Source organism: Bacteroides propionicifaciens DSM 19291 = JCM 14649 (genome assembly GCF_000375405.1).
Taxonomy (GTDB): Bacteria; Bacteroidota; Bacteroidia; order Bacteroidales; family Bacteroidaceae; genus Bacteroides_E; species Bacteroides_E propionicifaciens.
Map to the genome: position 1 here is coordinate 68768 of NZ_AQWS01000010.1, position 13785 is coordinate 82552.

The 13785-nt window shown below is 37.8% G+C and carries 13 protein-coding genes and 1 pseudogene; 6 read left to right on the forward strand and 8 right to left on the reverse strand.

The genetic code is table 11. The features are described 5' to 3' along the window. Window positions 1-3: 3 nt before the first annotated feature. Both B091_RS0104455 and B091_RS0104460 read right to left on the reverse strand, forming a co-directional pair. Entirely contained in the window at window positions 4-2169 is a 2166-nt protein-coding gene (locus tag B091_RS0104455) for a S46 family peptidase (RefSeq protein ID WP_018108808.1), read from the reverse strand. Window positions 2170-2186: 17 nt separating this feature from the next. Beyond that, the gene (locus B091_RS0104460; protein ID WP_018108809.1) at window positions 2187-3425 is read right to left on the reverse strand and encodes an anaerobic sulfatase-maturation protein; all 1239 of its coding nucleotides are present in this window, start codon (window positions 3423-3425) and stop codon (window positions 2187-2189) included. Between the two features lie 248 nt (window positions 3426-3673). On the opposite strand from B091_RS0104460, the gene B091_RS0104465 reads away from it, so the two are divergent. Both B091_RS0104465 and B091_RS0104470 read left to right on the forward strand, forming a co-directional pair. Further along, window positions 3674-4345, forward strand: coding sequence for a DUF4369 domain-containing protein (locus B091_RS0104465; protein ID WP_162137968.1), 672 nt, complete (start codon window positions 3674-3676; stop codon window positions 4343-4345). 33 nt (window positions 4346-4378) lie between these two features. Then, on the forward strand, window positions 4379-4816 hold the full coding sequence (locus tag B091_RS0104470; protein WP_018108811.1) for a GNAT family N-acetyltransferase: 438 nt from the start codon (window positions 4379-4381) through the stop codon (window positions 4814-4816). Here B091_RS0104470 and dinB read toward each other — a convergent pair. From dinB to B091_RS0104485, 3 genes are read right to left on the reverse strand one after another with little or no spacing between them, the layout of a single operon-like run. Next, on the reverse strand, window positions 4813-5910 hold the full coding sequence (gene dinB, locus B091_RS0104475) for a DNA polymerase IV (RefSeq protein ID WP_081605807.1): 1098 nt from the start codon (window positions 5908-5910) through the stop codon (window positions 4813-4815). The two genes, B091_RS0104470 and dinB, sit on opposite strands and share 4 nt — an antisense overlap. Window positions 5911-5924: 14 nt before the next feature. Beyond that, complete coding sequence (locus B091_RS0104480; protein WP_018108813.1) at window positions 5925-6611, reverse strand: potassium channel family protein; 687 nt, start codon at window positions 6609-6611, stop codon at window positions 5925-5927. Between the two features lies 1 nt (window position 6612). After that, the gene (locus B091_RS0104485) at window positions 6613-8433 is read right to left on the reverse strand and encodes a TrkH family potassium uptake protein (protein WP_018108814.1); all 1821 of its coding nucleotides are present in this window, start codon (window positions 8431-8433) and stop codon (window positions 6613-6615) included. Between the two features lie 232 nt (window positions 8434-8665). Between B091_RS0104485 and nfo the strand changes: the two genes are divergently transcribed. Further along, window positions 8666-9508, forward strand: a complete 843-nt coding sequence (nfo, locus tag B091_RS0104490; protein ID WP_018108815.1) for a deoxyribonuclease IV — start codon at window positions 8666-8668, stop codon at window positions 9506-9508. 7 nt (window positions 9509-9515) lie between these two features. Further along, window positions 9516-10508, forward strand: a complete 993-nt coding sequence (locus B091_RS0104495) for an NADP-dependent oxidoreductase (protein WP_025069452.1) — start codon at window positions 9516-9518, stop codon at window positions 10506-10508. A gap of 88 nt (window positions 10509-10596) precedes the next feature. On the opposite strand, the gene B091_RS0104500 is transcribed toward B091_RS0104495, so the two are convergent. Continuing rightward, entirely contained in the window at window positions 10597-11382 is a 786-nt protein-coding gene (locus B091_RS0104500) for a helix-turn-helix domain-containing protein (protein ID WP_018108817.1), read from the reverse strand. Window positions 11383-11480: 98 nt separating this feature from the next. On the opposite strand from B091_RS0104500, the gene B091_RS0104505 reads away from it, so the two are divergent. Continuing rightward, window positions 11481-12683, forward strand: coding sequence for a CynX/NimT family MFS transporter (locus B091_RS0104505; RefSeq protein ID WP_018108818.1), 1203 nt, complete (start codon window positions 11481-11483; stop codon window positions 12681-12683). Window positions 12684-12775: 92 nt separating this feature from the next. Then, window positions 12776-13240 (forward strand): TspO/MBR family protein, encoded by a 465-nt coding sequence (locus tag B091_RS0104510; RefSeq protein WP_018108819.1) that lies wholly within the window; start codon window positions 12776-12778, stop codon window positions 13238-13240. 112 nt (window positions 13241-13352) lie between these two features. Here the strand turns inward: B091_RS0104510 and B091_RS0104515 are convergent. Further along, a pseudogene (locus tag B091_RS0104515) lies at window positions 13353-13550 on the reverse strand (mannonate dehydratase); the annotation flags it as partial. Between the two features lie 31 nt (window positions 13551-13581). Further along, the coding region (locus tag B091_RS0104520) for an IS3 family transposase (RefSeq protein WP_026166312.1) at window positions 13582-13785 on the reverse strand (204 nt) is incomplete at its 5' end.

Consider the following 13785-nt stretch of genomic DNA (forward strand, 5'->3'; position numbering starts at 1 on the left):
TTATTACTCTACGATAGTCATTTCATCGATTAGATGTCCACAACCACCAAGTTTATCAAGGATAAACAATACGTAGCGGATATCTAAGTTAATACAGCGCTGAAGTTTATTATCAAAGTTAATATCTCCACTGAGTGACTCCCAGTTGCCATCAAAAGCACAACCTATAAGTTCGCCATTGGCATTTAGCACAGGGCTACCAGAGTTACCACCAGTAATATCGTTCGTTGTTAAGAAACATACTGGCATTTCACCATTGGGCAATGCATAACGACCGTAATCGTTATTTAGGATTAATTCTTTAAGCTTCGCAGGAACATTAAATTCTCTATTTGAAGCATCCTCTTTTTCTAAGATACCCTTCGTTGTAGTATAGTAGTTGTAGAACATACCATCACGAGGGATATATGATTTCACACTACCGTAAGTCAAACGAATTGTAAAGTTTGCATCTGGATACGAAGGAGCAGGCTCTTTCATCTCACCCAGTCCTCTTACATAGATTTTATGTAATAAGGTTTTTTGGTCGGCAAATGTTCTAACTGAGCCAAATAGATCTTGATATTTTTCAATAATAGATTTAGAGTAACGGTAAGATAAATCTTTACTTACTACTTTCTTAGTTGGTTTTGCTAAAAACTTCTCTAAGTTTTCTTTGCTTGCAAAGATTGAGCGACTGTACATTTCATCTATAAATTTATCGTAGTTCCCCTTGTACTGAGTTTCGACAAAACTATAGAAAGAAGGACGTTGTGAATCACTGATTAATGTAGCGTACAGAGGCATCAAAGCTTTTGCTACTTTACGATCTACAGTGTGATCGTAATCTTTATTGTGAATCTGGTCATAAATCTTACGCAGATTATCTTTTACGTTATTGGCTAATTCTGTGTCTTTAGACTCTACTGCCAAAAGCAAGTCGTCAATAATGGCATAAGGAGTAATAAACTCAATTCCACTAAAGAAGGTTTCAACCAGCATTGTGTTTTGATAAACAAGAGGTTGCTCTTGCTCAACTACAGCATTGATTTGTGAAACTACATTTTTGTAGTCTGTATTGTTATCTTTAGCTGCGAACTCAGCAAATTTAGCTTCTTGCTTAGCTTTATCGCCCAACACATCGTTGTCGATAATCGCCTTATTCATACCGATAGAGTTTTTCCAATAGTTTGATGAGCCAGCATACTTACTTGCATATTGAATACGTACTTTGTCACTAGCATTCATCTCTTCTTTAAGCACTTCTTGACGGGCGCCTCTAACTATAATTCGAGGTTCGTTGATTGCTTCCATACGCTCTTTAACTTCAGAAACAGTTAAATAACGGCTTGTGCTACCAGGAAATCCCATAATCATAGCATAATCATTCTCTTCCATTCCTTTTAACGAAATAGCAAGATGTTTCTTAGTTACTAGAGGAGTATTGTTTTCATTGTAGTCAGTTGGCTCACCTTGAGTATCAGCATAGATACGGAAGATTGAAAAATCACCCGTATGACGTGGCCAAGTCCAGTTATCTGTTTCACCACCAAATTTACCTACAGAAGAAGGTGGGGCAGCAACCATACGTACATCATTATAGGTCTTTTTGTAGATCATAAAGAATTTATTACCTGCAAAGAAAGGTAGTAATTGTACGGAGATACCTTTTTTCTCATAAAGGTCGCTTTTTGCATACAATTCATCAGCAACTTTAGATAGTATTGGCTGTGTGAAAGACTCAAGTTCAGTAAACTCGCCATTCTTAACCTTTTGATCTATAATATCCGTCACATCAACAATTCGCTCAACAAAAACAAAAGTTAATCCTGGTACAGGAAGTTCTTCTGAATTATTTTTCGCCCAGAAACCATCTGTCAAATAGTCGCTTTCAACACTACTGAGTTGTTGAATAGCTCCATATCCACAATGGTGATTGGTAAGGATAAGCCCACTAGGAGATATTATCTCACCAGTACATCCACGGCCAAAAATACCCACAGCATCTTTAATAGACACTTTGTTTGGGTTATATAAATCGTCAGCATCAAGCTTCAGACCTTTTTCTTTCATGATATCAACAAGATGTTGCTCTTTCATCATCTGAAGTAACCACATACCTTCATCAGCCCTTACACTACCAACAGCGAAGGTCAGCAGCGCTAATAATAAAACTTTTAGTTTACGCATAGTGTATTTATAATTGTTTAAAATTTACTTATTTCTCCATTTCGCACAGCATCCATCACGTTTGAGGGAGCTCTCTTATTGAGTAATTCTTTTTTCATAAAGTCCATATAAGGAGCAACATGATCAAAAAACTGGTAATAGCCCTGGCAGAGATAGTTAAGCCCAGGCTCCCCATCTTTGGTACGAGCAAACCTGTTTTTTGGGCACTCTCCATTACAAGCAAACAGATAATCACAAGACTTGCACTGACTCGGAAGTTTTGTAAACTTATCTTGTCCAAATTTCTGTTGTCGTTCGCTATACATCATTTCAACCAAGGATTTTGAATGTATATTACCTAACTTATATTCAGGGAACACATAGTGATCGCAAGAATAGACATCCCCATTAAACTCCATAACGCCAGCGTGACCACAAGTTTTAGCCATAGTACAAACCCCTGGCTGCTCTCCTATCCAGTTGGCTAGAGTTGCATCAAATAATTGGATAAAGACTGAACCTACATCTTCTTTTATCCATTCGTCAAATATAGTGCAAATGAAATTACCCCATTGCTTGGGAGATACCGAAAAATCGGCAAGCTTAGCTGATTCATTAGCCTGGACAGTAGCCAAATGCCTACCATCATTATGGTTTAAAATACGCTCAACTATAGGTGTAAATTGAATATACTTACAGCCAATTTCTTTGAAGAAGTTATAAAAGTCTAAGGGATAGTCGGCATTAAAGTCGTTGACTACAGCAAGTGCATTCCATTCGACACCATGTTTTTTGAGTAGATTAATACCACGCATCACCTTGACAAATGAGGGTAGCCCTTGTTTGTTTTTACGATATTCATCGTGAAACTCTTGTGGCCCATCAATAGAAATACCTACTAGCCAGTTATTCTGTTTGAAAAACTCACACCAAGCATCATTAAGAAGTGTTCCATTGGTTTGGATACAGTTGTCAATGCGACGACCACCTGCATATTTCTTTTGCAACTCCATTGCTTTTTGATAGAAAGAGAGTGGTCGCATCAAGGTTTCTCCACCATGCCAAGTAAAAAGAACTTCGGGCATAGTTTGAGACTCTATGTATTCCTTTATAAATTTCTCAAGTAGCTCATCACTTAAAATATGATTAGATGTATCCTTATATAAATTGGATTTTTCAAGGTAGTAACAGTAGTCACAAGCGAGGTTACAAACAGACCCAACTGATTTAACCATGATATATAAAGGTCTTGCAAAAGGTGCAAATGTAGATGACATAAAATCTTCTTTTTAATTATTTAAGAGTCCAAAACCTCAAAGTCTAGAATTAATTTATATCTTACACTATGAGATAATGAATACTCGACTAACACAAAAATAGCTAAAGTTAATAAATTGGGCCATTTTACTGACAGTTTATAAGCTTTATTAAACAAATAATAAACGAGAACATATAAATATCGATAAAACACTTTTATACTTTCATTCTTGATTGTAAGTTTAGACACATTTTACAAATGCACGATATGAGAAAATTACCATTATTCCTCGTTACATTTATTGTTCTTACCGCCACATCATGTACGCCGAAGTACACTGTTAAAGGAAGTGCTAGCCTAAATATGCTGAGTGGAAAGACAATTTACTTAAAAGCCTTAACAGAAGAATCGAACTTAGTCACAGTCGATTCTGCTCAAATTATCCACGGTGAATTTAACATGGAAGGGATAACTAAATCTACTCCGCAAATGGTAACCCTATTTATGGATGACTTGCCCATGACACCCATAATTCTAGAACCTGGAGTGATCAACATCTCCATATCTCCTACCGAACTGATAATCGGAGGAACTCCTCTTAATAATGCCTTATACAGCTTCTATCAACAGAATCAACAATTAGAGTATAAGATTCAAAATACGATTAACGCTCAGTCTGCTTCAAACATCTATTATAGCATAATTGATGAACATCAGGCACTCATTCGAGATTTCGTAGAATACAATCACAATAACGTTTTGGGAGCGACTGTTTTCTCAATATATCATAATCAATATCCAGAGCTGCTAGATACTAGTCAGGTTGATATTTATGCTAATCATGCTGCTGAAACTCAAGAAGAGCTATATCAGATCTATAGTGCATTTATAAATACACCCTTTAGAGAAACCTTTCCCAGTGGATTTTTTCTTTGGTAAGCCTAAAGAGCTAAAAACATAGCCCCATTAGACATGAAAAGTATAGAAATAAGAGAAATCCATCAGGTAGATCAGAAGCTTGTAGACCAAGTTATAACCCTTCTACCTCAGCTAACACCAATTCACAACTTAGTAACTCAAGCAACACTTGAAGAGTTAGTTTTAGACAAAAACTCAGCCCTTATCGGTGCTTACAGCGAAGATAATGTTCTGGTAGGAATGTTGTCACTCGTAGTTTTCACTATTCCTACCGGCAAAAAGGCTTTCATTGAAGATGTTGTTGTCGATCAAACTGCTCGTGGAATGGGATTAGGTGAGATGATCTTATGTGAGGCTATAGAGTTAGCCAAATCAAAGGGAGTAAAACGCATTGAACTATCCTCAAGGCCCAGCAGAGTACCAGCCAATAAGCTCTATCAAAAACTTGGGTTCAAAATTAGAGAAACAAATTTTTATCGTTTAGAGCTTTAATACTCTTCATCTTTAAAGTCAAGCTTCAACTGAATATAAAGAGGTTTGTCAGCCGACTCCAGTTTTGGGTTTGAAACAGATAAGCCAATTAGACGGATAGGATTGTCTTCATAATCGACTTCGGAAAGTAGTTTCTTAGCTTGAGGCAATATATCATCTAACAATTCAAAGCTATTCTCTTGAGTGATACTCCGAGTAATCTGACTAAAGTCTTTGAATTTTATCTTCAAGGTCAATGTAGTCCCCTGAAAGCCGTCTTCTCCAATACGTGAAACCAATTCGGTAGCAACATGGTATAACTCAATAATTGCTGAAGACTGAGCCGTAATGTCTTTTTCGAGTGTGGTTTCGCATCCCAGAGATTTGCGTATACGAATCTCCTCTACAGGTCTATCATCAACTCCGTGAGCAAAATCATAATACATCCGCCCCATTTTACCGAAATGTTGCACTAAGCCAACAATCGACCAAGCTTTTAGATCGCTTCCCCGATGTATGCCTAACTTATGCATTTTCTTAGCGGTGACTGGCCCCACACCCCAAAACGATTCAATTGGTAATTGCTCTATAAACTGATCTGCCTGCGAGGGGTGAATGGTGCATATTCCATCGGGTTTACGATAGTCAGAGGCGATCTTTGCCAAGAATTTATTGTACGATATACCAGCAGAAGCAACCAGATTTAGTTCTTCCCTTATGGCTGCTTTAATCTCCAAAGCAATATCCACGGCCAACTCATAACCCACCTTATTTTCGGTCACATCCAAAAAAGCCTCATCAAGCGATAGAGGCTCTATAATATCGGTATAACGGTGGAATATAGCATGAATCTGTGCAGAAACTGCCTCATAAACATGAAATCGAACATCGGCAAATATCAAGTGAGGACAGAGTTTTTTTGCTTTCATAGAAGGCATAGCCGAACGAATACCATACTTTCGGGCCTCATAACTTGCTGCAGCCACAACACCTCTTGGGTGGTCAGAACCCACAACAAGTGGTTTCCCCCTGTATTCGGGATTGTCTCTTTGCTCCACAGAAGCATAAAAGGCATCCATGTCAACGTGAATAATCTTCCGTAATTTATCTTTCACTTAAAAACAACGCTTTAATATGCTTTCCAGAAGTTTTTAAACTCTTTATACGTACCAAAGCAAACCAATTCATCACCCGCAAAAAGTTTCTCCTCTTCGCCGAGGTTATCAATGATATAATGCTCGGTAACGTTGATACCCAGCTTATTCTTTATGGCTCGTTCACGCTGAATAGCAATTAGGTTAAGATTAAAGCTCTCGGAGAGCTTGAGTTCACTTACAAAATATCCCTCAAAATGCTTGGGGACAAGAAATTTCATTACATAATGGCTATCTCCAAGACGAAAGGCCTCGGTACTAGTATTAAACTCCCAAAGCTCGACCAACCTACGAGCAGCATCTTCCTCTGGGCTAAGTATCTTATCAATATCAAAGGCTTCAAGAACCGACTTGTGTATATCGTCAATGGCTCGAGCAAAGATATGCTTCACCTTCTTCTGTTTTAAGAGTGCAACCACACGAATTGAAGCTCCAAAGTTTTCACCAATAGCAACAATTACTGCATCAATATTGTAGAGTGGTAAAGCAGTCAGTGCATAGTCATCTGTAGCATCAAGAACAAAGGCTGTAGCAATCTTATCTTTAATGCTATCCACTTTTTGTTCGTTCATATCTACACCGATTATCTCGTGCCCCATAGAGGCTAATTCTTCGGCAAGTACATAGCCAAAGTTTCCTAGACCTATAATTATATATTTCATTTTAGTTGATTATTATATCCCCAACAGGGAAATGACAATTTCGTTTAGCACGGTTTTTAACCGCTCCCATCATGATAGTAATTATCCCAACACGACCAATAAACATAAGTATGATTAATAAACCCTTAGCTGGATTATCAAAAGTATGGGTAATCCCTAACCCTGCTCCACAAGTACTCATAGCTGCGACACATTCGTAAATCAGTAGCAAAGGAGAAGTGTCGGGCTCAAAGAGCGTAAGCAAGAAGGAAGCTATAAACAGAACACCCAAAGAGATAAAAACCGTAGCATGAGCTCTATTGACCGACTGATTTGAGATTTCACGCCCAAAGACTTCAATGCGATCACTGCGCCTAAGTACAGACCTGAAATTGAGCAGAAGTACGGCGAGTGTGTTTACCTTAACCCCACCAGCAGTCGACTGTGCAGCACCACCAATCCACATTAAGACAAAAAAGATAATACAAGAGTGAAACCTCATGTCGTTAATATCAACCGAACTAAAGCCCGCTGAACGTGGGTTAATGGATAAAAACAGAGCCTTGGTTATCTTCTCAGATAATGGCATCCCTGCCAATACACCATTCCATTCCAAGAGTGACATCATGATAGTTCCAAAGAGTATCAATCCAAGTGACAAATAAAGTACAATTCGTGTATTTAAACTATATAAACGGTAGATATAAGGAGGTTTACTATGCCTAAAGTAGGCAATCATACGTTTGACTTTGGTAATGAGTGCATCTTTAAAGTTCACAAGAATTGGGAAACCTATACCACCAAGAATAATCAAAACAGAGATTACAATATAAATCCCATTTTGATGATATACCCTCACATCTCCTAGACCATCGGCTAGAGTCGAAAATCCTGCGTTACAAAAAGCCGAAATCGAGTGGAAAACCGAGAAAGCAATCTCTTGCTCCATATCCATTCCAAGCGTACCGTGTATAGTCATCCAAATTGAAAATGCCCCTATCCCCTCAATGACTAAGGTGAAGACCAATATATAGAGTAACGTAGATAGCAGAGATCCTAACGAGTTAGAACTCACCATATCCCGAACAACAACTTGATTATAAAGACTCGTATTACCCATAAAGAAAAGAGCAAAAAAACTAGTAAAAGTCATCACACCTAACCCACCTATTTGAATAAGAATAATAACAATTGTCATACCCACAGGAGTTAATGTTGCGGGGATATCGATAGGTGTCAAACCTGTTACACAAACGGCACTTGTCGATAAGAATATAGAATCTATCCAATCGATACCATTGATAGTAGCTGTCGGGAGTTTTAACAAAAGTGAACCAACAATTATAATAACGATAAAGCTCCCAGCAAGCATTAGTGAAGGGTTAGTTCTCTTACCAAGTAATCGGATTAAGCCACTAGAGAGATTAAAAAAAGAGAATAAAAACAGCAAACCATACCGATAAAGATTACTATTGGTAAAATCCCAAAACAACAATACTCCACCACTTTCGGCTGGCCTATCAAAGACCACAGGTACTAAGGTCAATAAGAGCAAAACACTTAAGGTCCAAGTGGTCTTTTTGAACTGCCGCCTTGCGTCATCAACATTGAGAACCATATGTAAAACCACATCAACTAAAAAGATGAGCCACACTGCCCTGTAAATTTTATTTACAAGAATGATGTCTTTTTCGTTGAGATCATATCCGTAGCGATAGATAAAGGCTAGTATAAAAACTACAGAGGCTAAACCGGCCAACAAACCCAGTATTTTGAGCCCAGTATTTATATAAGGAATCAGGAATTTATTTTGATAGAGTAAAAGCTTATTATAGATTTTCATTCGTTACTATATTCTGTTTTAATATCTTTATAATTTGACTGAATACACAGTATTCGTTAAGAATCATTTATCAGTCGCTTTTATTGAACTCAAATGAGTCCTACGTGTTAATAGAACAGTGTCGTCAACCTACAACTGCGGGTTAAAGATACTCTTATGACAGGACATATCCCTATAAACTAAGACGAGCTAATTAAATAATTACACAATATAACTAAATAATTACTAGATAATGAAATATATCGGAGCACATGTTAGTGCATCAGGTGGAGTTGAAAATGCTCCTATTAATGCTCATAACATCGGAGCTAAAGCATTTGCCCTATTTACAAAGAATCAAAGACAGTGGGTTAGCAAACCACTAACTCAAGAGAGTATCGAGCTCTTCAAAGCCAATTGCCAAAAATACAACCTCTCTTCTGACTACATACTTCCTCACGACAGTTATCTTATCAATTTAGGACATCCTGAGCAGGAAGGTTTAGATAAAAGTAGAGCTGCCTTTCTCGATGAAATGCAACGCTGCGAGCAACTCGGCTTATCACTGTTAAATTTCCACCCTGGTAGTTTTCTTAAAAAAATAAGCATTGACGATTGCCTAGACCGCATTGCTGAGAGCATAAATATTGCTCTAAATCAAACTAAAGGTGTAACAGCTGTTATTGAAAACACAGCAGGTCAAGGAACAAACTTAGGTTATACTTTTGAGCAACTTGCTCATATAATTGATAAGGTAGAAGACAAATCAAGAGTCGGTGTTTGCCTAGATACTTGCCACACCTTTACGGCAGGTTATGACTTGGTAAATAAATACGACGAAGTTTTTAATGATTTTCAAAATACTGTAGGATTTAACTACCTAAGAGGAATTCACCTGAATGACTCTAAAAAAGAGGTGGGTACAAAAGTCGACCGCCACGACAGCATCGGTAAAGGATTTATCGGCTCGGATTTCTTTGTTAAAATGATGAATGATTCCCGATTCGACAATATGCCAATTATTTTAGAAACACCCGATGAAACAGCTTGGGCTGAAGAAATAAAATGGCTTTATGAAGTTCAAAACTCTAAATAATAAGATTATGAAAGCAAAACAAATAGTTTTAGCAAGCAGACCAATAGGTTTGCCTAAGCAAGAAGATTTTAGATACGAAGATATCGACATCCAACCACTTGAGAAAGACCAGGTATTACTAAAAGCAAAATATATATCTGTTGATCCTTATATGAGAGGTAGAATGAGTCCTAGTAAGTCTTATGTTCCACCTTTCGAACTCGACAAACCCATTACTGGGGGAGTAGTTGCTGAAGTAATCGAATCTAACTCAAAAAACCTTGCTAAAGGTGACGTAGTGGTAGGTATGATGTCATGGGCTACACAGCTCGTTATGAATGCCAAAGAACTCACTAAGATTCAACCAGGTGTCCCTGAGAGTTATCACTTAGGCGTACTCGGTATGCCAGGACTTACAGCTTATTTTGGCCTGACTGATATTTGCAACCCACAAGCTGGTGAAACTGTTGTGGTTTCGGGTGCTGCTGGAGCTGTTGGTAGTGTAGTTGGCCAAATAGCTAAAATCAAGGGTGCCCGCACCATCGGAATTGCAGGTACTGACGAGAAATGTGAATTATTGAAAAGTAAGTTTGGATACGACCACGTTATCAATTATAAGACTGAAGATATTGAAGAGATGCTCGACAAATATTGTCCCGAAGGTATTGACTGCTATTACGACAATGTAGGTGGACAAATTTCAGATGCAATTATCTTTCGCTTCAAACGTTTTGCGAGAATGGCGCTTTGTGGCCAAATCTCTCTTTACAACTCTACAGAGATGCCTATGGGACCAAGAATATTGCCAGCTATTCTAAAAACTAGTGCTTTAGTTAAAGGTTTTATTGTTTCCGACTATGCTGCTAGAGCTCCTGAGGGAATGAAACAGCTAGGCCAATGGGTAAAAGAAGGAAAACTAAACTTTACTGAAACCATAGTTGAAGGTTTCGACAACATCCCCAAAGCCTTTATAGGGCTGTTCAAAGGAGAGAATAAAGGTAAGATGATTGTTAAGATCTAGGCCATAAAATAAAATGACTTAGTCGTTTGCCTGCTCCAACCTAGTGACTTACTCATAGCGAGTAAGTCATTTTAGCTTAGCCCGTAGCCTATACTTTTTTCTTGGGTTTGGTCTTCATAATCGTAGCATACGAATTGGTAAAAGCAGAAAGACTCTTATACCCTACCCGATAAGCTACTTCAGTTAGGGTATACTGCTTGGTATCGAGCAATTCTATGCTTTTAAGAATGCGAATAAGTTGCATATATTTTTTAAGCGTAATCCCTGTTTCCTGCTTAAAAATGCGTTGCAAGTTTCTTTCCGACATCGTTGCTACATCGGCAAGTTGATCTGTACTAATATTATAACGATAATTTTGATTGATATACCCACATACAGCATTTAGCCGTGCATCACGAGGAATGGGAATCTCCAGAAAGTTGTTTTCTTGATAAAAATAGGGTAAGCTAAGGAGCATTGCATATAAAAAAGCCGATTGTTCCTCATCTTGATCAGTCAACTTATTCCATTTTCCAGCATACAGAAGCATCTCTTTCAATACCGAAGGAGCTGAAAACACCCGAGTTTGTTGATAGAAAATCTTATCGGGTAAGGTTTTAAACAGAATAACTTTTAGAATCACTGCTTTGGAGTCGGAAGTTGTACGATGCAAAGTATCGCAAGGAATCAGTATGACATGGTTTTGAGGTACAAAATAAATCTTATCCGCAATGTGAAAATACTGATACCCCTCTTCAACATAAGTCAGTTGATAATACTTATGCGTATGGGGTAACTTTTCATGATGCCAATTATCTTCAAACCAAACATAAGCATCAGCGACAAGATCATCCACTGAGCTCCTATCTTTAAATTCTTCTATCTGGTGTTTCATTATGGCGTTCTATATATTGTTTTTGGCAAAAATAGTAAAACCGACAAGAGTATCTTTGTATTCAACAATTTATTAAGATTTTTTCAATCGATTATAGTATGAGTAAAAACAATAAAATAGGACTATCCATATTAAGTGTAGTTGTCGTAATTTTGATTGCAGGTGGGCTACGCTCCCCAATGACAGCAGTCAGCTCTGTACTGAGCGAAATAATAACTGAGCTTAACCTCACAACCCTTGAGGGTAGCCTTTTGACTTCAATCCCACTCATTGTCTTTGCCAGCTGTTCGGTTTTAATCAGCAGAATAGCTGTGAATATGAACATTAATTACAGTTTAATCTACTCGCTACTTTTTTTAATATTAGGACTTTACCTCCGAGTTTCGGAAGGTACAAACATGCTATTCATCGGTTCATTTCTGATTGGTCTAGGTATTTGCATCGGTAACGTACTTACACCAGCCTATATCAAAAAAACATTCCCACAGAAAGTGGGTGTTATGACAGGGGTATTCTCTGTAGCAATGAACTTGATAGCAGCTATAGCAGCTGGTCTAAGCATCAGCATCGGTCAATGGACAGGTATGGGCTGGAGAGGCTCACTTGGAATTTGGATTGTTTGGGGAGTTATGGCATTGCTTGCTATAAGTGTGGAAACCACTCTTCAGAAGAACAACAAGCCTCCAAAGACCAAGACAAAAGAAGAATCAAAGGCGAAAAGTAGTTTCAACGTATTCCGTTCTAAGCAAGCTTGGAATATCAGTATATTTATGGGAATCCAGTCTTTAGTTTATTACTGCTTAGTTGCACTCCTACCAACGGTACTGGTAACATACGGCATGCCCGAAGTTGAAACAGGAATTGTGTTTTCTGTGATACAACTAGCCATGCTACCCGTAATGTTTATCAGCCCGATTCTTGCCTCACGAATGAAAGACCAATCGGCAATGATTTATGCAGTGGGGATTCTGATGTTTATTGGTGTAGGGATGCTTGTCGTACTCAAAGCTCAGCTTATTTACCTTTCGGCAATTATCATTGGCACAGCCATCGGACTCGCCTTTACACTTTCAATACTCTTCTTTTCAATAAAAAGCAGAACCATGGATGGTACCATTAAAATATCGGGTAAAGCACAATCGGTAGGCTACCTAATAGCAGCCTGCGGACCTCCTGTTTTTGGGATGCTCCACGACTGGGACACTTCGTGGAAATCCTCTTTTTATTTCTTGCTAGTAATGATAGTTATCATGACTTTCTTTGGGTTAAGAGCAGCAAAACCACGATTTATTGAAGATTAAAGTTTAGATATTCAGCTCTTTCAAACAATAATGTATATAAAGTGTTTTGACAGTAATTACACCTATGGTAAATTTAACCAACACAAATAATTATGAGAAAGGCACTGAATATAATCGTACCCATACTAATCTGTTTTCTAGTAGGAATGACGGCGAGTTATTTTCAAGCTGATGCGATACAAACCTGGTATCCAACGCTGAATAAGCCTATTCTAACTCCACCGAATATAATTTTTCCAATAGCATGGAGTATAATCTACCTGCTGATGGGGGCATCAATCGGTCTAGTTTTGAACAGCAGTACGCCCGAAAAAAGAAAAATAGGTATACTCTTTATTTTACAACTGCTCTTTAATTTCAGTTGGAGTTTCAGCTTCTTTTATTTGCAAAATCCACTGTTGGGTTTAATCAATATTTTGATACTCGACATACTTGTATTGATGTATATAATTAAAACCTATAAAGCATTTAAAGTAAGTTCCTATCTATTTCTTCCTTACATAATATGGATTGCTTTCGCTACATACTTGAATGGATATATTTGGCTGGCGAACTGATCTTGAATAAGAGTATATAGGCTTGAATCAAAAACTACTATAGTCTTAAAAAAACAAAGGGACGAATACTCATGATAAGTATTCGTCCCTTTGATATATTAACCAGCGTACATTAACGATATAAGGTTTTAGCAATACCTAGCTCTAAGCCACGTAACTCAGCCAAGCCACGTAATCGCCCGATAGCCGAATATCCAGGATTGGTATGCTTGGTCAAGTCATCAAGCATTTGATGTCCATGGTCTGGACGAAATGGGATTGATTTGTTGTACTTATTCTGAATTGCCAAACAAGCCTTCATCACTTCGTACTGGAGTTCCTAACTTTTCTTGTACAAATAGTTAAGCGACATTATTCATATTCTGTTTTCTGTATTGGTTGTTAAACTCTTCAATAGTTTGATAGTCTAGGTATGAATGCCTTCGTTGCTTTCTATACCAAATTTCAATGTACTCAAAAATTCTATTTTTCATTTGCTTTGCTCCCATAAGTTTAGTTCCATAAATCAATTCTGTTTTCAGAGATTTGAAGAAACTTTCTGCCAC

What these genes read in the sequence shown, in the direction of transcription:
- B091_RS0104510 (WP_018108819.1), top strand. Translation starts at nt 12,776, where the DNA reads ATGAGAAAGGCACTGAATATAATCGTACCCATACTAATCTGTTTTCTA.
- B091_RS0104500 (WP_018108817.1), bottom strand. Translation starts at nt 11,382, where the DNA reads ATGAAACACCAGATAGAAGAATTTAAAGATAGGAGCTCAGTGGATGAT.
- B091_RS0104485 (WP_018108814.1), bottom strand. Translation starts at nt 8,433, where the DNA reads ATGAAAATCTATAATAAGCTTTTACTCTATCAAAATAAATTCCTGATT.
- B091_RS0104480 (WP_018108813.1), bottom strand. Translation starts at nt 6,611, where the DNA reads ATGAAATATATAATTATAGGTCTAGGAAACTTTGGCTATGTACTTGCC.
- B091_RS0104505 (WP_018108818.1), top strand. Translation starts at nt 11,481, where the DNA reads ATGAGTAAAAACAATAAAATAGGACTATCCATATTAAGTGTAGTTGTC.
- B091_RS0104460 (WP_018108809.1), bottom strand. Translation starts at nt 3,425, where the DNA reads ATGTCATCTACATTTGCACCTTTTGCAAGACCTTTATATATCATGGTT.
- B091_RS0104495 (WP_025069452.1), top strand. Translation starts at nt 9,516, where the DNA reads ATGAAAGCAAAACAAATAGTTTTAGCAAGCAGACCAATAGGTTTGCCT.
- B091_RS0104465 (WP_162137968.1), top strand. Translation starts at nt 3,674, where the DNA reads ATGAGAAAATTACCATTATTCCTCGTTACATTTATTGTTCTTACCGCC.
- B091_RS0104455 (WP_018108808.1), bottom strand. Translation starts at nt 2,169, where the DNA reads ATGCGTAAACTAAAAGTTTTATTATTAGCGCTGCTGACCTTCGCTGTT.
- B091_RS0104470 (WP_018108811.1), top strand. Translation starts at nt 4,379, where the DNA reads ATGAAAAGTATAGAAATAAGAGAAATCCATCAGGTAGATCAGAAGCTT.
- nfo (WP_018108815.1), top strand. Translation starts at nt 8,666, where the DNA reads ATGAAATATATCGGAGCACATGTTAGTGCATCAGGTGGAGTTGAAAAT.